Annotated in this window: 17 protein-coding genes and 1 riboswitch; all 17 genes read left to right on the top strand. The window is 27.3% G+C overall.

Annotation, left to right across the window (positions count from 1 at the left end; translation table 11 throughout):
• Positions 1-79: 79 nt before the first annotated feature.
• The 17 genes from ACQPUW_RS12555 to ACQPUW_RS12475 all read left to right on the top strand — a co-directional run bounded on the left by ACQPUW_RS12555 (position 80) and on the right by ACQPUW_RS12475 (position 20,813).
• Positions 80-1,798, top strand: coding sequence for a phospho-sugar mutase (locus ACQPUW_RS12555; RefSeq protein WP_430837843.1), 1,719 nt, complete (start codon positions 80-82; stop codon positions 1,796-1,798).
• 151 nt (positions 1,799-1,949) lie between these two features.
• Positions 1,950-2,591 (top strand): VanZ family protein, encoded by a 642-nt coding sequence (locus ACQPUW_RS12550; protein ID WP_430837842.1) that lies wholly within the window; start codon positions 1,950-1,952, stop codon positions 2,589-2,591.
• 148 nt (positions 2,592-2,739) lie between these two features.
• On the top strand, positions 2,740-5,424 hold the full coding sequence (locus ACQPUW_RS12545; RefSeq protein ID WP_430837841.1) for an NADase-type glycan-binding domain-containing protein: 2,685 nt from the start codon (positions 2,740-2,742) through the stop codon (positions 5,422-5,424).
• Positions 5,425-5,744: 320 nt separating this feature from the next.
• Positions 5,745-5,845, top strand: a riboswitch (purine riboswitch).
• A gap of 64 nt (positions 5,846-5,909) precedes the next feature.
• The gene (locus ACQPUW_RS12540; protein ID WP_430837840.1) at positions 5,910-7,220 is read left to right on the top strand and encodes an NCS2 family permease; all 1,311 of its coding nucleotides are present in this window, start codon (positions 5,910-5,912) and stop codon (positions 7,218-7,220) included.
• Between the two features lie 347 nt (positions 7,221-7,567).
• Positions 7,568-9,457, top strand: a complete 1,890-nt coding sequence (locus tag ACQPUW_RS12535) for a polysaccharide biosynthesis protein (RefSeq protein WP_430837839.1) — start codon at positions 7,568-7,570, stop codon at positions 9,455-9,457.
• A gap of 41 nt (positions 9,458-9,498) precedes the next feature.
• Positions 9,499-10,653 (top strand): DegT/DnrJ/EryC1/StrS family aminotransferase, encoded by a 1,155-nt coding sequence (locus tag ACQPUW_RS12530; protein ID WP_430837838.1) that lies wholly within the window; start codon positions 9,499-9,501, stop codon positions 10,651-10,653.
• An 11-nt stretch (positions 10,654-10,664) separates the two neighbouring features.
• Positions 10,665-11,264 (top strand): sugar transferase, encoded by a 600-nt coding sequence (locus ACQPUW_RS12525; protein WP_430837837.1) that lies wholly within the window; start codon positions 10,665-10,667, stop codon positions 11,262-11,264.
• Positions 11,265-11,288: 24 nt separating this feature from the next.
• On the top strand, positions 11,289-11,969 hold the full coding sequence (locus ACQPUW_RS12520) for a YveK family protein (RefSeq protein WP_430837836.1): 681 nt from the start codon (positions 11,289-11,291) through the stop codon (positions 11,967-11,969).
• Positions 11,966-12,646 carry a CpsD/CapB family tyrosine-protein kinase gene (locus ACQPUW_RS12515; RefSeq protein ID WP_430837835.1) on the top strand — a complete coding sequence of 227 codons (681 nt, stop codon included), beginning with the start codon at positions 11,966-11,968 and terminating at the stop codon, positions 12,644-12,646. Before ACQPUW_RS12520 ends, ACQPUW_RS12515 begins: the two co-directional genes overlap by 4 nt.
• 65 nt (positions 12,647-12,711) lie before the next feature.
• Complete coding sequence (locus tag ACQPUW_RS12510; protein ID WP_430837834.1) at positions 12,712-13,698, top strand: ATP-grasp domain-containing protein; 987 nt, start codon at positions 12,712-12,714, stop codon at positions 13,696-13,698.
• Positions 13,699-14,370 carry an HAD family hydrolase gene (locus ACQPUW_RS12505; RefSeq protein ID WP_430837833.1) on the top strand — a complete coding sequence of 224 codons (672 nt, stop codon included), beginning with the start codon at positions 13,699-13,701 and terminating at the stop codon, positions 14,368-14,370. It begins immediately after the preceding gene.
• Between the two features lie 11 nt (positions 14,371-14,381).
• Complete coding sequence (locus ACQPUW_RS12500; RefSeq protein ID WP_430837832.1) at positions 14,382-15,488, top strand: glycosyltransferase; 1,107 nt, start codon at positions 14,382-14,384, stop codon at positions 15,486-15,488.
• A 13-nt stretch (positions 15,489-15,501) separates the two neighbouring features.
• The gene (locus ACQPUW_RS12495) at positions 15,502-16,530 is read left to right on the top strand and encodes a glycosyltransferase (RefSeq protein WP_430837831.1); all 1,029 of its coding nucleotides are present in this window, start codon (positions 15,502-15,504) and stop codon (positions 16,528-16,530) included.
• Positions 16,531-16,541: 11 nt separating this feature from the next.
• Positions 16,542-17,354 (top strand): glycosyltransferase, encoded by an 813-nt coding sequence (locus ACQPUW_RS12490; RefSeq protein WP_430837830.1) that lies wholly within the window; start codon positions 16,542-16,544, stop codon positions 17,352-17,354.
• Positions 17,355-17,389: 35 nt separating this feature from the next.
• Positions 17,390-18,439, top strand: a complete 1,050-nt coding sequence (locus ACQPUW_RS12485) for an EpsG family protein (protein ID WP_430838091.1) — start codon at positions 17,390-17,392, stop codon at positions 18,437-18,439.
• A 33-nt stretch (positions 18,440-18,472) separates the two neighbouring features.
• Positions 18,473-19,651: a glycosyltransferase family 1 protein gene (locus tag ACQPUW_RS12480; RefSeq protein WP_430837829.1), complete on the top strand. Its 1,179-nt coding sequence runs from the start codon at positions 18,473-18,475 to the stop codon at positions 19,649-19,651.
• Positions 19,623-20,813 (top strand): glycosyltransferase, encoded by a 1,191-nt coding sequence (locus ACQPUW_RS12475; RefSeq protein ID WP_430837828.1) that lies wholly within the window; start codon positions 19,623-19,625, stop codon positions 20,811-20,813. Before ACQPUW_RS12480 ends, ACQPUW_RS12475 begins: the two co-directional genes overlap by 29 nt.
• The last annotated feature ends 9 nt before the right edge of the window (positions 20,814-20,822 follow it).

The following is a 20,822-nucleotide window of genomic DNA, read 5'->3' as shown; positions in this document are numbered from 1 at the left end:
CCTCAAAGGTATTAAACAGAAATAAGTTGTTTATAGCTTTGAGGTATTTTAGACTGAAAAGAGTGCAGGAGGGTTAACAGTGAATTACAAAAATAAATATAATAATTGGTTAGAAAACGATTTATTTGATGAGAGTACAAAAAATGAACTTAAAGGAATAAAAGAAGAGAAAGAAATAGAAGACAGATTCTATAAGGATTTAGAATTTGGAACAGGTGGACTTAGAGGAGTAATAGGTGCTGGATCTAATAGACTTAACATATATACAGTAGGTAGAGCTACAGAAGGACTAGCTAGATATTTAAAAGATAAATACAAAGAAGATGTATCAGTAAGTATTGCATACGATTCAAGAAATATGTCACCAGAGTTTGCAGAAACTGCAGCACTTGTACTTGCTGCAAATGGAATAAAGGCAACTCTTTTTGAAAGTCTTAGACCAACTCCAGAGTTATCATTTACAGTAAGAGAACTTAAGAGCAAAGCTGGAATAGTACTTACAGCTTCACATAATCCAAAGGAATACAATGGATACAAGGTGTATGGAGAAGATGGTTGTCAAATAACAGATGAAGCTGCAAATGCAATAATAAGTGAGATAAATAATATTGATTATAATGATATTAAAAAAATATCAAGAGATGAAGCTTTAGAAAAGGAACTACTTAACATAATAGGAGAAGAAGTAGATAAGAAATTTATAGATACTTTAAAGGGTCATACTATAAGAAAAGATTTAGTGAAAGAAAATGCTAAAGATTTAAAGATTATCTATACTCCAATACATGGTACGGGCTTAATGCCAGTAACTAGAATATTAAAAGAGCTTGGATATGAAAATCTACACGTAGTAAAAGAGCAAGAAAAGCCAGATGGAAATTTCCCGACAGCTTCATATCCAAATCCAGAGGATCCAAAAGTATTTAAGATTGCCCTTGACATGGCAAAGGAATTAAATCCAGATATTATATTTGGAACAGATCCAGATGCTGATAGAATAGGAGCGGTAGTTAAAGATTCTAAAGGAGAATATCAAATACTTACAGGAAATCAAATGGGAGTTTTACTTACTCACTACATATTAGATTCTTATAAGGAATTAAATAATCTTCCTGAAAATGGTGCTATAATTAAAACTATAGTTACTACAGAAATGGTAAGAAATATATGTAAAGATTATAATGTAGAGCTTTTTGATGTGCTTACAGGATTTAAATATATTGGAGAGATGATGACAGGCTTTGAAAATACAAATAGCAGTACATTCTTATTTGGTTTTGAAGAAAGTTATGGATGTCTATTTGGGGACCATGCAAGAGATAAGGATGCAGTTATTGCAGCTCAAATGATTGCTGAAATGACTCTTTACTATAAGAGCAAAGGGCTAAGTCTTTATGAAGGCTTCATAAACCTTTGTGAAAAATATGGATACTACAAAGAAAACTTAATTTCTATTGAACTTAAAGGTAAAGAAGGACAAGAAAAGATTAAAGATTGCTTAGATACTTTAAGAGAAAACCCTATTAAAGAGATAAATGGAGTAAGGGTTAAGACTTTCTTTGATTATAAAGAATCAATAGAAAAAGACTTAGAATCAGGAGAAGTAAAAGAAGTTAAGTTACCTAAATCTAATGTTCTTAAATATATCTTAGAGGACGGTTCATGGTTTGTTGTAAGACCATCAGGAACTGAACCTAAAATGAAGGTATACTTAGCAGTAGTTGGATTTGACTTAGAAGATTCTAATAAAAAAGCTATAGAATTTGAAAAGAATATAATGAAAAATATAGAAATTTAAATATTATAAAAAGCAGCACTTATTATTATTTTGGTGCTGCTTTAATTATTTAAAGTAGATAATAACAAACTTCTTAAATATATGGCAATAACATTGAAATGTTACAATATGGGATTATAATTAAAAGATAGTAATAAAAGGGAGGAATAATATGAGTAGTGACAGAGATGAAGATATGAGTGAAAAAAGAGTAAGAAGAATTAATAAGAATAATAAATCACCTAATATAAATAAAGATATATTTATGGTTGTGTCAGTAATTATCTCTACCATAATTAATATAAAGTTTCTTATACCTTTCTGGGGGAGGCTTGGATATCAAAGAAACATATTTATTCAATCTATATTTATAACTCTTACAGCAGTTATAATATATGTTGTTTTAAATATAATTGTAAATAAAGAAAAACTATTAAGTCATGCAGATAATTTTATGATTATATATATATTATTTTTACTGGGCGTTACATTTTTTAAGAATAATTTGTATTCAATGCAATTTGTATTTAATCCCTTTAGTACAATTTTTGAATTATTAAAAGGAGATATGAGTTTTGCACTTATAAATATATTTGGAAATTTGCTTATGTATGTACCAGTTGGTATATATATTAGGTACAAGACAAGCCGTGAAACTAAAGTACTTATAATATTATTTCTAATATACATTCTTATAGTTGAGTTTACGCAAGGTATAACTAAGACTGGAACTTGTGATATGAATGATGTGCTTATGAATACAATTGGATTTATAATTGGTATGAAGCTATACGATACCACTTTAAAAGTATAAGTTTAAATAAAAAATCACTTACTTAAATTAAAATATTTTTGTAAGTGATTTTTTTATTTTATAGTTTTTTAAACTTACTGCATATATGTAAATTGAAAGAAACTTTATTTAGGATAACTATAAAATATATTAAAAGGAGCGTTAAAATATGCAAAGCATAATTCTTGGATACTCTCAAGAGAAAGCAATTGAATATGGATTAGATTTAAAAGATCTTATGATACTTAGGTTTATTTTTAACTTTATAAATAGTAACTCACTACATACAAGAGTTATAGATGGTATTAAGTTTTTCTACATTCGTTCATCTTATATAATAGAGCAACTACCAATGCTTGAGATAAAAAGCAAAGATGTTTTAAGACGTAGAATAAAGAAATTAATAGATCTTAAGCTTTTAGATTATAGATTATGTCAAGATGAAGGGGGATATACCTTCTATAGATTAGGAGAGAATTATGAGGATTTAATATTTAAGAGTAATTGCAAGGATAATAATATCAATAATGATGAAGAAGAAAAAGAAGATGAATTTAAAAATGAAGAAGAAATGGAAGAGAAGAATGGTGATGAACTTCAAGATGAAGATCAAAGAGAAGATGGGGACAGAAATGAAATTCAAAATAAAGCGAAAAATTTTTGCATAAAAGGAGACGATAAAAATTTAGATAGGGGGTATGAATTTAACAAGATAGCTACCGACTCAAAATCAGTACCAAAGAATACTAATGCTATAAATACTAAAGAGAAAGATATAAAAAAATATATATACAAAAAAGAATTGAGATACGGATGTAAAGTATATAATTTTTCCAGAAATAACATGGTAAAATTTATGAATTTTGTTATAATATATTATCGTAACACTGTAAATTGTGCAAAGGGGAGCATTTTACGAAAGATAAAAGATAAGGAGAACAGTATGATAAAATTTAATTTTTTAGGGGACGTAATAATAATATCGGAAGGGAGGGAGCGATTTAATTTATTAGAGATAGCATATAAAAATTTAGCATTTAGAGCAGTAAAAGAATTTATACACACATATAAAATAGAAAATGAAAATCTAGATGATGCAGAGAATATAAAAAGTCAAATAGATAACATAATTTTAAAATATGCAAATGAGACTGTTGGAGTTTTAGTTGATAGGAAGATATTTAATGTTGATTTAGATGCATTTATGGACAAGTATTATGGAAAATATTTAGAAGAATTTACACATACATTTAAAGAAATTCAAGATAAGCATTTAGATATGCCTAGCCATAAAGAAGCTAATAACTCAGAAGTTTTAGATGATTTATCTATAGCATTAGTTCATGCAATCTATAACATGAGATATGCATTAGGATATGCTTTAAAGGAATGTCTAGGAGAAGATATTGAAGAGGTAAATGATAAGGATAAAAAAGAAGCTAAATCAATATTTAATAATATAAAAAATAGAGATATAGATGTTAAGGATAAAATCCAATTATTAAAGAAGATAATTTATTTAAATCCATATATGAAAGAAGTATATGATTATGCTGTAAGTGAATTTGGTGATAAGGGTGGAGAAATACAAGAGATAGCTAAGAATTTCAATATTCATCTAAACTTAGAATCAGAAGCCTTAGTTGAAGGAAAAGTAAAGGCAGAAATAGAAGAGGGAATAAATAGCACAGAGATAGATAATAAAAACATAGACAATAAAGACATAAATAATATAGATGTAGACAATAAAGATATAAAGAATATAGATAACACAGAAATAGATAATGTAGAAAGTCTTAAAAATACTATCGATAAACTAAAGAATAGTGAAGTTAAAAGTAATTTATTAGAAGATAATTTAAATAAATTAAGTGATGCTTTAGATGAACTTGCAAAGAGAGAAAGAACAGTAGAAGAGATTACATATAAAACAATAGAAGAAGCAGAGATTGCAAAAAATGAATCATTACATATGGAAAAATTATTAGCTAAGGCTAATAAAAGTAGCAAAAAAGAGTTATTAAATGCAAAAAATAAAATATTAGAACTTAATACATCAACAGATATATGGAAAAGTTATGTTGATAAAATAGATAAAAATATAGAAAAAATAAAAAGAAAAAACAGGATAATAACTGTAGCAATTACATCATTAGTTATTTTGTGCATAATAGTTTCAGGAGTAACATTTAAAATAGTTAGTGATAAAAATGAAGCAAAACTTCAAGCTGAAAAGATTGCTAAAGAAGCTAAAAAGGCGGATGAAAGCAAAACTCAAGCAGATAAATCTAAAGAAAATAGTTCTAGTGATTCAAAGAAAGAAAATGAAAGTACTAATAAAAATAAAGAAGGGTTACCTACTAAAGTAAATAATATAAACAGTACGGAAGCTGTTGTAACGGATAATGGTAAGATGAGAAATTTAAAGGTTGATAATGCAGTAGCTACATCAACATTAATAGATAATACAGGAACGAATTACTCACCATTAAATGTTGTAGATCATAAAAGTAACACTATATGGGCAGAGGGTTCCCTTGGCCCAGGAGTAAATGATACTTTAAGTCTTTATTTTTTTGGAGATGCTGCTGTTAGTAAGATATATATGATCAATGGATCAGCTAAATCAGAAAGACTATATTATGCAAATAATAGAGTAAAGACTTTAAGAGTAGACTTTTCTTATGGTGAGAGTAAAATAGTTACATTAAATGATGGAGTTTTAGGGGAGCAGGAAATAGATTTAGGTGCTCCTATAAAAACAGAGTCCATTAAATTAACTATATTATCTGTATATAAGGGAAATCAATATGATGATACTTGTATATCAGAAGTGAGACCTGTTGGATATTAATTAATGAATGTTGAATCTTAAATACTATAATTATGATAAAGTAGCCTATAAAAGAAAAGAATTTTTATAAAAGTGGATTCAATATCATTGGTGATGGGATGCTGAAAAGAGAACATTTATAAAATATAAGTACACCCAGTTAGGTGGATATAGTTAAAAATTATATCTACTTAACTGGGTGTTTTTTACATCAAATAATATGTATATTATTTGATTATATATGGAACAAAATATATTAAAAAAATAAATCATAAAAATAACAATACGAACATTGACAAAGGTGAATATATATAATATTATGTAAATATACGAAAGATATTTAAAAAATAAACGTTAATTATCGTATAATATCAGAATATGGTCTGATAGTCTCTACCAAGTCACCGTAAATGACTTGACTACGATTTTTCTAAAGGGTAACCCTTAGATGAATCCTAAAAGATACGATAAAGAAAAAGCTTTAAAGTACTAAAGGAGGATATAAGATGAATTTTATTTCAAAATATTTTAATTTTGAAAAGAGAGGTGCTAGTTTTAAAGGAGAAATAATAGGTGGACTTACAACATTTATTACAATGTCATATGTCTTATTTGTTAATCCAGATATTCTAGGAGCCGCAGGAATGGATAAAAATAGTGTCTTTGTTGCAACAGCATTAGCGGCAGCAGTTGGTACACTAATAATGGGTATATATGCTAAATTCCCAATGGCACTTGCGCCAGGGATGGGACTTAATGCATTCTTTGCATTTACTGTTTGTGGAGAGATGGGTATTCCATGGGAAGTTGCTATTTCAGGAGTTTTACTTTCCGGAATTATATTTATAATAATATCAGTAACAGGACTTCGTGAACTTATAATTAAAGCAATTCCACAAAACTTAAAATATGCAGTTAGTGCAGGTATAGGATTATTTATAGCTTTTGTTGGTCTTAAGGGATCAGGAATTATAGTTGCAGATGCTTCAACACTTGTTAAAATTGGAGATTTAACAAATCCTAAAGTTTTACTTGCTGTATTTGGACTTTTAGTAACAGCTATATTACTTGCTAGAAAAGTAAAAATTGCTATATTTGTTGGAATGGGATGTACAGTAATTGCTGGTATTATATTTGGATTAATTGGAACACCAGAAGCTATAGTTGCACCAATTCCATCATTAGAATCAACATTTGGCGTAGCTATTAAAAATTTAGGACAAGTATTTAATCCTCAAATGTTAATGGTTGTATTTACAATGTTATTTATGGATTTCTTTGATACAGCAGGAACACTAGTGGCTGTTGGGTCAAAGGTAGGTTTAGTGAAAGAAGATGGATCAATTGAAAACGGATCAAAGGCATTACTTTCAGATTCAGTTGCAACATGCGTTGGAGCAGTATTTGGAACAACTAATACAACTTCATACATTGAATCATTATCAGGTGCTTCAGTTGGAGCAAGAACAGGATTTTCAAGTGTTATAGTTGCTGGAATGTTTTTACTTTCAATGTTCTTCTCACCACTTTTAGCAGTTGTAACTCCAGAAGTTACAGCACCAGCATTAATAATTGTTGGATCTCTTATGTGTTCATCTCTTGCAGATATAAACTGGAAAGATCCAGAAATTGCAATACCAGCATTTTTAATAGTTATTTTAATGCCACTATCTTATAGTATTGCTATAGGAATAGCATTTGGATTCTGTACTTATGTTGTATTAATGATGTTTAAAGGTAAGTTTAAGGAAATACATCCTGTAATGTATACTTTAGCAGTATTATTTACTTTCTACTTTGCTTTTGGAATAGCATAACATAATTTTAAAATTTAATATTTAATGATTATATTAAAAACCTTAGTTATTTTACTAAGGTTTTTTTATTTTTTAAAAATAAAAATAAAATGGTTTATATAATAAAATTTAATAAAAATAAAAAAATACATGTATATGTAAAACAAATATATTCATCTTAAAAGTTAAAATAAAATTTTGTAGAAAGATTTTTGTTAAAATTTATCAAGATATATGTTAAAATTTATTGTGTTAGAAATTTCCTGATTTGATTAAATTAAACAAAATTTAATTTAAAAGTATAAAATGTAAAATATAGTTTTGCGCAGTTGATGAATAGGGAAATAGCAATAAATAGGGGAAGAATGATGAATAAAATAAGAAGATGGAGAGTACCAATATTAATAATATTAGATATTATATCAATAAATTTAGCATACTTTTTTACATTATTTATTAGGTTCGAAACTGGTATTCCAGAAAGTTATATATCTGGATATGGTAAAAAGATGTTAATAGTAGTAATTATTTATTTAATTCCATTAGCTATATTTAAAATGTATAGAAGTCTTTGGAGTAATGCTGGAATAGATGAATTTGTAAATGGGGTATTAGCTTGTATTGTGGGTACACTGATAAAGTGTATATTTAATATTATATTCGATTTTGAGATTTCTTTTTCTATGCAAATAGCAAGTGCGGCATTTATATTTGTCTTAATAATAGGCTTAAGACTTTCTTATAGAATATATAGACGTATTATGATATTTGGAATTATAAAGAATTTAAAACATAAGAAAAGAGTATTAGTTATTGGTGCAGGTTCTTGTGGGCATATCGTAATTGATGAAATGTTTAATAATAAAGAGATAGATATGATTCCTATGGGAGTAATAGATGATAACAAAAATAAAAAAGGTACATTTTTAAGAGGAGTAAAGGTTCTAGGAAATAGAAATGATATACAAAGAATAGCTAAAGAAAAAAAGGTAGATTTAATAATAATTGCAATATCAAAAATTTCAGCAAAAAATAAAAAAGAGATTATAAAAATATGTCAGCAGACAAACGTAAAGGTAAAAGTTATACCTGGAGTTTATGAAATAATAGATGGAAAAGTTAATCTTACAAAAATGAGAGATGTAAATTTAAAAGATTTACTTGGCAGAGAAGAGATAAAATTAGATAAAGCTGACGTAGAGGTTTATCTAAAAGATAAGGTCGTTTTAGTGACAGGAGGGGGAGGCTCTATAGGGTCAGAGCTTTGTAGGCAAATTGCAAACTTTAATCCTAAGAAGCTTTTAATATTAGATATTTATGAAAATAATGCATATGATCTTCAAAACGAATTAAATAGATCTTTTCCTAATGTGGATAAATTTGTGATCATAGCATCAGTAAGAGATAAGCATAGAATGGAAAGAGTATTTAAAAAGTACAAACCTCAAGTTGTTTTCCATGCAGCAGCACATAAGCATGTACCATTAATGGAGGATAACCCAGAAGAAGCAATAAAAAATAATGTTGTTGGAACACTAAATACAGCAGAGTTAGCAAGTATTTATGGAGTACAAAGATTTGTACTTATTTCAACAGATAAAGCAGTAAACCCAACAAATATTATGGGAGCAAGTAAAAGACTTTGTGAGATGATAATCCAAGGGTTAGATAAAAAAAGTAAGACAGAATTCGTTGCAGTAAGGTTTGGAAATGTTCTTGGAAGTAATGGGTCAGTTATACCATTATTTAAGAAACAAATAAAAGAAGGAGGCCCTATTACTTTAACTCATAAAGAGATAACTAGATATTTTATGCTTATACCAGAAGCAGCACAACTTGTCCTTCAAGCTGGTGCATATGCTAAAGGTGGAGAAATATTTGTATTAGATATGGGAACACCTGTAAAAATATATAATTTAGCAAAAGAGCTTATAAAGCTTTCAGGACTTAAGCCATATAAAGATATAGATATAGAAATTACTGGACTTAGACAAGGAGAAAAACTTTACGAAGAACTGCTTATGAACGAAGAAGGACTTGAAAAAACACCTCATGAAAAAATATTTATAGGAAAGCCAGGCGATTTTAATATAAAAGAAATAAAAAGGAGTATATCAGAATTATTGGTGATTACTCTAAATGAAAGTGAAGATTCAATCAGAGAAAAGATGAAGGAAATAGTTCCAACATATGTAGAGGTAGAAGAAAAAAATAATGTAGAAAAAGAAATAGCTATAGAGATGAAGTTAGATATATAGGAATAAAACTTAAATCAAGTCATGGTATAGGAGGAAATAATTTGGATAGGCAGATAAAGAATAAAAGAATATATTTAGCATCTCCCCATATAGGAACTTTAGAGAGAGAGTTTGTAGATGAGGCATTTAATACAAATTGGATAGCACCACTTGGTGAAAATGTAAATAATTTTGAAAAGGAAGTAGCAGAGTATATAGGATCAGAAAATGCCATTGCATTAACATCGGGCACATCAGCTATTCATATGGCTCTTAAAGCAACCGGAATAAAAAGGGGAGATAGGGTTTTCTGTTCATCACTTACTTTTGTAGCAAGTTGTAACCCTATTATATATGAAAATGGGGAACCAGTATTTATAGATTCAGAATATGATTCTTGGAATATGTGTCCAAAAGCTTTAGAAAAAGCATTTATTGAATGTGAAAGAGAAGGTAAGCTTCCTAGAGCTTTAATAATAGTACATCTTTACGGACAAGCAGCAAATATGGAACCTATAAAGGATCTTTGTAAGAAATATAACTGCAAAATAATTGAAGATGCAGCTGAGGCACTGGGGGCAAAGTATAAAGAAAAATATTTAGGTTCAATTGGTGATTATGGAATATTCTCATTTAATGGGAACAAGATAATAACTACTTCAGGTGGTGGAATGCTTGTATCTAATAATAAAGAAATGATAGATAAAGTCAGGTTCTGGAGTACCCAATCTAGAGAAAATGAAAGACATTATGAGCATAAAGAACTTGGATACAATTACAGAATGAGTAATATAGTAGCGGGAATAGGAAGAGGCCAACTTAGAGTTCTAGATGAAAGAATAAATAAGAAAAAAGAGATTTTTAATTTATATAAAGAAGCGTTTAAGGATATAAGAGAAATAGAAATGATGCCTATATGCAATTATGGAGAAGCTAATTATTGGTTAAGTGCAATGACAATAAAAGAAAATTCAAAGGTTACTCCATTGGATATTATATTAGCTTTAGAGAATGAAAATATTGAAGCAAGGCCTATATGGAAGCCGATGCACATACAACCATTTTATAAAAATTATAAATTCTTTAGTATTAAAGAAAATGGTGCTTCTGTATCAGAAGATATCTTTAAAAGAGGATTGTGCCTTCCGTCAGATACTAAAAATACAAAAGAGGACATGGAAAGAATAATTAATATAATAAAAAATTTATTTAAGTAATGGAGGAGCGTATGAATATAGTAAAGAGAAGTTTTGATATTATATTTTCACTCATGGTTTTAATAATTTTATCTCCAATATTTTTAATAATAGCCATACTTGTAAGAATTAATCTTGGAGGTCCTGTATTCTTTACACAAGAGAGAATTGGAATTTATAATAGACCATTTAAAATGTATAAGTTTAGAACCATGAAGGATATAAAAGATTCAAATGGAAACTTGCTTTCAGATAATGAGAGATTAACTAAATTTGGAAAGGTTTTAAGAAGTACAAGCTTAGATGAACTTCCAGAGTTCTTAAATATTATAAGAGGTGAAATGAGTTTAATAGGTCCAAGACCATTACTAGTAGAGTACCTTCCTTTATATAACGGAGAGCAAATAAAAAGACATAATATGCTTCCAGGAATTACAGGATGGGCACAAATTAATGGAAGAAACAATATATCTTGGGCAGAAAAATTTAAATTAGATGTATGGTATGTAGATAACTGGAGCTTGAAACTTGATATAAAGATATTCTTTTTAACAATAATCAAAGTAATAAAGCGAGAAGATATAAATCAAGGATTATCAGTTACTATGGAATTTTTTAATGGTAGTAACTAATGAGTAGATTCAAAGGAGGATAAAATGGAAGACAAAACTTTTGAACTTAATCAAATAGTATATATATTAAAAAAACGTTACAAGGTACTAATATTAAGCATATTATTAATTACTGGAATTGCAGCTATATATGCTTTTAAAAGTATGAAACCTTCCTATCAAGCAACAATAAAGATATTTGCAGGTAAGTCAGATGATATACAAGGCAATTATTCGCAAGGAGACCTATCAACTTATGCTGGACTTGTAAATACATATATTCAATTAATAAGAACTGATGATTTTATGAATAAAGTAATAGATAAGGCTGGACTTAATATGTCTCCAAGTCAACTTTTATCAGGTGTTGCATTTTTAACATCTGAAAACACTCCAATATTTGATATAAGCTATGTATCAGGAGATTACGAAACAGCAGAGAAAGTAGTTAAAACTATAGCAGATGAATTTGCAGTAGGAGTAAGAGAAATAATATTAAATACTCATACAAAAGTTATAGATAATGTAAAAGTTATTACTAGAAATCCGAACAGAATTAAATTTATTTCATTTGGATTTTTTATTGGATTAATAGTAGGAATAGGAATGATTTTCTTTATAGATTATTTAGATGACACTATTAAAGGAAAGAAGGAGCTTGAAAAAATCTTGCCTATACCAGTACTTGGTGAGCTTCCATTTGAAAAGGAGATGATGAAGAAGTGATTTTCACAAAGAAATTTCCAAAATCTATTACGGCAGAATGCTACAGGAATATAAGAACGAGTTTAGAATATTCATCTATAGATAGAAAATTAAGGACAATAGTTATAACTAGCTCGGAAGCAGGGGAGGGTAAGTCTACAGTTGCTAGCAATTTAGCCTATATATTATCACAGGGAGGAAAAAGGATTATTCTAATAGATTGTGATCTTAGAAAACCTAGTCTTCATAGGAAGTTTGGTGAGTCTAATGAGAAAGGATTAACTGGATACTTAATAGGAAAATATTCTTTAGATGATGCAGTTAAAGAAATAGATGATAATTTACATCTCTTAACATCTGGAAATATACCACCAAATCCAGCAGAAGTTATAGCTTCAAGAGGAATGGAAGAGCTAATAGAAGAACTTAAGTATCATTATGAACACATAATACTAGATACACCACCAGTTAGAGCTGTAACAGATGGACAGATACTTGCAGGGAAAAGTGATGGAACTGTACTTGTTGTAATGGCAGAGAAAACAAAGAGTGACTCAATAATGCAAGGATATAAAGAGCTTGAAAAAGTAAGGGCAAGAGTACTTGGGACAATTATAAATGGAGCTTCAACAGATAGAAGAGAGGCTTATTATTATGATTATTCAACTAATAGCAGAAGAAAGAAAAAAAATAAATAGTAAACATTAGTATGGTATATGAATGCAAGTTTTATTATAGATTTTCAAGGAGTAGAAAGTAAGTTATGAGTAAGGATATAGAAGTAAATATATTAATTTTAAGTGCAGGTAGAAGAGTAGAATTAGTGAAAAATTTTAGAGAGGCAAGCGAAATTGCTAAAGTTAAGAGTCAAATTATTACAGCTGATTTATCAGATATGGCACCGGCAACTTATTTTTCGGATAAAAATTATAGAATACCTAAAATAGGAACAGAAAATTATATAAATTCAATAATAGAAATATGTAAAAAAGAAAATATAAAGCTAATAGTACCAACTATAGATACAGAATTGGTTATACTTTCAGAGAATAAAGAACTAATAGAAGAGGCAACAAACTCTAAGGTGTTAATATCATCTAAGAAAGTAATTAATATATGTAGAAATAAAATTAATACATATAATTTTTTTGAGAAGAATGGATTTAAAGTTCCCAAATATATCACTAAAAAAGATATTGAAGATGGTAATTATAAATTTCCACTTTTTATTAAGCCTGTTGATGGAAGTTCAAGTAAAAATACATTTAAGATATCAAATTATAGTGAACTAAAATTTTTTATGAAGTATATAGATAATCCTATGGTGCAAGAATTTATAGAAGGTAAAGAATATACGATAGATATATTTATAGACTTTGATGGAAATGTAATAACAATAGTTCCAAGAGAGCGGATTGACACAAGAGGAGGAGAGATATCAAAAGGGAAAATTGTTAAAGATATAGATTTAATTGAGGAAGCTAAAAAAGTTATAGATATTCTAAAACCAATTGGAAGCATAACTGTTCAGTGCATTAAGACAAAACGAGGCATTGAATTTATAGAGATAAATCCTAGGTTTGGAGGAGGTGCACCTATGAGTATAAAGGCTGGAGCTAATTCACCACTAAATCTATATAAATTATTATTAGGTGAAAAACTTAAATATAATGAAGATTATTTAGATAACATAACATCACTAAGATTTGATGAATCAATATTTTTAAATGAAAAAGGTGAGTTAATTTAAATGATTAAAGCAATAATATTTGATTTAGATGATACCTTAATTTCGGAAGAAGAGTATATAAAAAGTGGTTTTAAATTTATATCAAATAAAATTGGAGAAAAATATAAATTACCTATAGATGAAGTATTCAGTAAAATGATGAATCTATTTTATAAAAATTCTAAAAATGTATTTAATAGAGTATTGGATTATTACGAAATTGATTATGATAAAGAAACTGTAGAATTTCTTATAAAAGAATATAGACAGCATAATCCTAATATAAAATTTTATGAAGATGTTGTGGAAATACTGAGCAAGTTAAAAATAAATGGGTATAAACTTGGAATTATAACAGATGGATATAAAGAAACACAGATTAGGAAAATTGATGCTTTATCATGCAAAAGGTTCTTTGACGAAATAATAATTACAGACGAGCTTGGAAAAGAATTTTGGAAACCTCATGAAAGAGCATATAAGTTAATGGCAAAGAAATTAAATGTAGAACTGAAGGAAATGTTATATATAGGAGATAATCTGAAAAAGGATTTTATAACTGCTAATAAATTGGGAATATATACATGTAGAATTATTAGAGAAAATAGCATTTACGCTGATTTAAAGATAAGTAAAGAATATTTTGCTAATGTAGAATTCAAAGAATTAACTGATATATTTAAGTATATATAATGGAGAAAATTATGAAGAAAATATTATATGTTACAACTGTTAGTAGTACTATAAATGTATTTTTGATACCACATATAAATAGATTGATAGCTGAAGGATATAAAGTAGATATAGCTTGTAGTATAGACCAATCTATATCAAAAAATATGTTAAATAGTGTTAAATTACACAAGATAAATTTTTCTAGAAATCCATTAAATATAAAAAATATAATGGCTTTTAAAGAAATGAAATTATTACAAAATATTGAAAAGTATGATGTGATTCATGTTCATACTCCAGTAGCATCATTTATAACAAGAGCAGCACTAAAAAATTATAAAGTAAAAGTTATATACACATCTCATGGATTTCATTTCTATAAAGGGTCACCAAAAATTAATTGGATAATATATTATCCAATAGAGAAAATAGCTGCAAAATGGACAGATAGAATTATAACTATAAATAATGAAGATTTAGAACATGCCAGAGGGTTTAAATTAAGAAATCATGGTGATGTGTATTTAATGAATGGAGTAGGCATAGATCCTGATAAGTATATAGTTAAAGATTTTAATAAAGAGATATATAGAGAAAAAATAGGGGTTATGAAAGATAATTTTATGATATTAATCTTGGCTGAATTAAATAAAAATAAAAATCATATGCAAATTATAAAAGCCTTAAGTAATATGAATAATAAGTCAAAAATTAAAGTTATATGTGCAGGAAAAGGCCCTTTAGAAAATAAACTAAAAAAGAAAATTAAAAAATTAGGACTAGAGAATAATATAAAATTTATAGGATTTAGAGATGATGTTAAAGAGCTTATAGAATGTTGTGATTGCATAGCATTATTCTCTAAAAGAGAAGGTCTTGGGAAATGCTTATTAGAAGGTATGATTGCCAAGAAAGTATTGATTTCCACAAATACTAGAGGCGCAAGTACAATTATAAAAAACCAAGAAAATGGTTTTTTGGTTGATTTAGATGATTACCAAAATACAATTGAAGTAATTAATAGTTTGATAGATAACAAATTCTTAGTTAAGAGTATAACTAAGAATTCAGAAAAAAATATTAGCAAGTATTTATTAGAAAATGTATTGAAACAGGTAGTAGAATATCACAAATAGTATGGGGATAATTATGAAAAAGATTTTACATGTAACTATGAGTAATGCTTATGGTGGAGCAGAGACAGTAATATTTTCAATAATAGAGAATTTAAAAAAAAATAATGAATTTTATTATATGTGCCCTAAGGGAAATATAGAAGAAATTCTAAAAAGAAAAAATATAAATTATAAAACAATAAAAATAAAGGAATTAAAGAAAAATATTAAAAGCTTAGATGTTGATATTATACATGCACATGACTTTAAAGCAAGTATATTATGTAGTTTATATAAAGGGGAAAAAAATATAATATCACATTTGCATACAGATCATGATTGGCTTAAAAAGTTTAGTTTAAAGTCTTTAATTTATCTAATTGCATCAATAAAATTTAATAAAATAATTATAGTTTCTAAGTCTATGACAAATAATACTTGGTTCTATAAATTTATAAAGAAGAAAGTTGATATATTAATAAATCCTGTAGATAAATCTGAAATAGAAAATCTTTCGAGAGTAGAGGAAATAAATAAAAATTATGACATAGCTTTTTTAGGCAGATTATCAGATTATAAAGATCCTTTAAGATTTATAGATATAGTTAAATTAATAAAAAATGAAAAAGCAGATATAAAGGCAATAATAATAGGTGATGGAGAACTTAAACATGAATGTATAAAAAAAATAGAAGATAATAATTTGAAGAAAAATATTTATATGTCTGGATTTTTGGAAAATCCATTTCCTATAATTAAAAAAAGCAAAATTTTAGTAATGCCATCAAAAGCTGAGGCATTAGGTTTATCAGCAATGCAATCGATGGTGTTAGGAAAGCCAGTAGTAGCATCTAATGTAGGAGGATTAAAAGATTTTATAAATAGATTTAATGGAAATTTATGTGTGGGTAATAATGAATTTAAAGAAAGTATATTAGAGATATTAAATAATAAAAAAATATATAACAATCTATCGGAAGGAGCTAAAAATACTTCTGATAAATTATGTAATATCAATGATTATATGAATAAATTAAATTATATATACAATAAAGAGATTTGAGAGGGGCTAATATGGAAAATAAGCCATTAGTATCAGTTATAATGGGGATTTATAATTGTGAAGATACATTACGAGAAAGTATAGATTCAATAATTAATCAGACTTATGCAAATTGGCAATTAATAATGTGTGATGATAAATCTAATGATAGAACATATGAAATTGCTAGAAGCTATGCAAATAAGTTTAGAGATAGAATAGTACTTATAAAAAATAAAGAAAATATAGGTCTTGCAGGTTCATTAAATAATTGTTTAAAACATGTTAAAGGAGATTATGTAGCAAGACAAGATGGTGACGATATTTCAGTAAAAGATAGATTCGAAAAGCAAGTCAAATTTTTAGAAGAAAATTTACAGTACGATTTAGTTGGAACCTCAATGATTTCTTTTAATGAGAACGGAGTACATGGAGTAAGAGGAGTATTAAGTAGCAAACCAGATAAAGGAAAGATAGCGGTATTACCGCCATTTTGCCATGCAACTATAATGGTAAAGTCTAACGTTTATAAAGAATTAAAAGGATATAAAGTAACAAAATATACAAAACGATGTGAAGATATAGATTTATGGTTTAGATTTTTTCATAAGGGATATGAGGGATTTAATATTAGAGAACCATTATATATGGTTAGGGATGATGATAATTCTTATAAAAAAAGAAATCTAAAAAGCTATTTATATGCGACCAAGGTATGCTTTGATGGATATAGATTACTTAAACTTCCTTTAAAAAAATATATATATTTAAGTAAACCGCTAATAGCTGCTATGGTTCCTACTTTAATAAAGAAGTATTATCATAGTAAATTAAATAGCATATAAATTAAATACTAAAGTTGGTGATAAATTTGATTATAATGATTTCAACTTTAATTAGTACGTATATATTAGCATTATTAAGTAGATTAATGGAAGGTAGAAAAAAATATATACAATCAAAATATTTCTTAGTTATATTAGCAATAGTTCTTATACTAATTGCTGGATTAAGAACAAATATAGGAGATACAGGAACATATATTAGATCATATATAGATTTTGAAGGTAAAACATTAAGTGAAGCACTAGAAAATAAAGGCGATTGGGGATTCTATTTATTCACATACTATATATATCAGATATCATCAAATCCACAAGTTATGATATTTATAAATGCACTTATAACGCAAATTTTATATTTAAGATTTTTCTTGAGATATAAAAGTTTATTAGAACTAGAGGTATTTATGTATATATCTTCTGGATATTACTTTGTAACTATGAATGGAATTAGACAAAGTTTAGCAGCTGGAATTATTATGATAGGAACTAAATATATTATAAGTGGTAACTTTAAGAAGTTCTTTATTATTATAGTAGCAGCTTCAATATTCCATCAATCAGCTTTAATAATGATACCAATATATTTTATAAGTAGAATGAAACCATGGTCTAAAAAAATATTTATAATGATAGGTATAGCAGTTGTAGGAACTATACTATTTTATGAGTTATTACCTATATTAGAAAGAATATTACAAGGAACAAATTATGAACACTATATAAAAGTTTTTCAAGAAGGAACAGAGCAAGGAGCTAATATATTAAGAGTGTTAGTTGCGGCAGTACCACTTGTTTTAGCTTATATAAGAAGGAAGGATTTAGAGGATTCCAGTTTCAATAGAGTTTTTATAAATATGTCTGTAATAAATTTTGTATTTATGCTGTTTTCACTACAAACTTGGATATTTGCAAGATTTACAATGTATTTTAATATGTTTAATTTTATTTTATTACCGAGTGTTATAAGCAGTTGGAAATCAAATAAAGAAAAAAGGTTATTATATATTCTGTTTATAATATGCTACTTATTATTTTTCATGAAAGAGCAAATGACTGCTGAGAGAATAAGATTTTACAAGTTTTAAAAAACTACAAAAGTAACAATGAGAGGTGAAATTTTGAAAAAGAAAGTATTGCATATAGTAGGTGGTATGGATATAGGTGGAACAGAAACTATGCTTATGAATTTATATAGAACAGTTAATACTAGAATACAGTTTGATTTTATTTCTTACTATGAAAAAGAAGGTTACTATGATAAAGAAATAAGAGAATTAGGTGGACAGGTTATTTCAATTGATTCATCTAGTAAAGTTGGAATGATAAAATCTATAAAAAACTTATGCAAAGTAATAAAAGAGAATGGACCATATGATGCAGTTCATGCACATACATTATTTAACTGCGGAGTCGCTATGATAGCGGCAAAGGTAAGTGGAGTAAATATACGAGTATCTCATGCTCATACAAATTTAGATTCAAGTTCAAATATAATTAAAAAAATATATATGTGGTGTATGAGAAAGACAATAAATTTATTTTCAACAGATTGTATAGCTTGTAGTGAAAGTGCAGGGAAATATTTATTCGGTGAGGATATATTTTCAAGTGAGAAGTACAGATTATTACCTAACTATGTTGATTATAAAAAATATTTAAATTGTCATGATACAGATGGTATAAGAGAAGAACTTGGAATTAAACATGATGATATAGTTATTGGACATGTAGGAAGATTTGTAGATGCTAAAAATCATAAGTTTTTGATAGAAATAATAGATGAAATGATTAAGGTTAATAAAAGAGTTAAAGCTATATTAGTTGGTGATGGGGAGCTTAAAGAAAAAATAGAAAATTATGCAAAGGAGCTAGGAATTAGAGATAGTATCTATTTCTTAGGAATACGAGAAGATATAGATAGGATATTAAATAATTTAGATGTATTTATATTTCCATCAATATATGAAGGATTAGGATTGGTAATGATAGAAGCACAGTCATCTGGAATACCATGCTTAGTATCAGAAGCAATACAGAAGGAGGCAGATTTAGAGATTGGGTTAGTTAAGCAAATAAAGTTAAGTGATAAAAAAGAATTATGGGTCAAAGAAGCATTTGAGTTAATTAAAAGCAAGAATAAGAATGAAGAATTAATATTAGATGCTATTAAAAATAAAGGATATGACTTAGATAATATAGTCAAAACTCTTTTAAAGATTTATAAATTGGATTTAGAATTAAGAGATATTTATGAATTAGGAGATATTTATGAAAAAGATACTGATATCATCTTTTGATATGGAGATTGGTGGAGTTGAAAGAAGTCTTATATCAATGCTTGATCAATTTAATTATAAAGATAATAATGTGGACTTAATGTTATATAGACATCAAGGTGAGTTTATGAATTTACTTAATAAAAACATAAATTTATTAGATGAAGTATATGAGTATTCAACAATTAGAAGATCAATATTAGAAATTATAAAGGCTGGTAATCTCAATATTGCATCTGGAAGAGTTAGGGCTAAATTATATTCAAATATAAGGGCATTTAAAAGAGGTAGTGATAAAGATCCTGTATACCAAATGCAATATATGTGGAAATTCATTATGAAATATTTACCTAAGTTAGAAAAGGAATATGATGTTGCAATTAGTTATTTATGGCCACATTACTTTGTAGCTGAAAAAGTAAATGCAAAAAAGAAGATAGCTTGGATTCATACAGACTATTCTGTTATAGATACTGATGTAGTTGATGACTTAAAAATATGGAATAAGTTTGATTACATATTTGCGGTATCGGAAGAATGCAAAAAATCTTTTTTAAAGAAATATATAGGTCTTAAAGATAAAGTTATGGTTATGGAAAATATAACATCACCTGATTTTATAAAAACTATGTCAAATGAAAAGGTTAATGATAATTTTATTAAAGATCCTGACTTTAAATTACTATCAGTTGCAAGACTATCTCATGCAAAAGGAATTGATAATGGAGTAAAAGCTCTTAGATTACTCCATGATAGAGGGTTTAAGGATATTAAATGGTATGTAGTTGGGTATGGCGGTGATGAAGAAAAAATAAGAAACATAATAAAAGAAAATAATTTAGAAGATAGTTTTGTTTTATTAGGAAAGAAAACTAATCCATATCCATACATGAAAGAATGTGACCTATATGTACAACCATCAAGATATGAAGGTAAAGCAGTAACTGTAGGGGAAGCCCAAATACTTTGTAAGCCCGTTGTTATAACAAACTATTCTACAGCAAATAGTCAGGTTAATAACAATGTAGATGGATATATAACAGAATTATCTGTTGAAGGAATAGCTGATGGAATAGAAAAGCTGTATAAAGATAGAGAATTCAAAAATAGATTGGTGCAAGGCTGCATGGAAAAAGATTTTAATAACTCTTTTGAATTAAATAAATTATATAAAATTTTATAATAAATGAGG

The organism is Clostridium sardiniense, assembly GCF_050584765.1.
Taxonomy (GTDB): Bacteria; Bacillota; Clostridia; order Clostridiales; family Clostridiaceae; genus Clostridium; species Clostridium sardiniense_A.
Note: the sequence above shows the minus strand (reverse complement) of the source record. Positions and strands in the feature narration are given on the sequence as shown.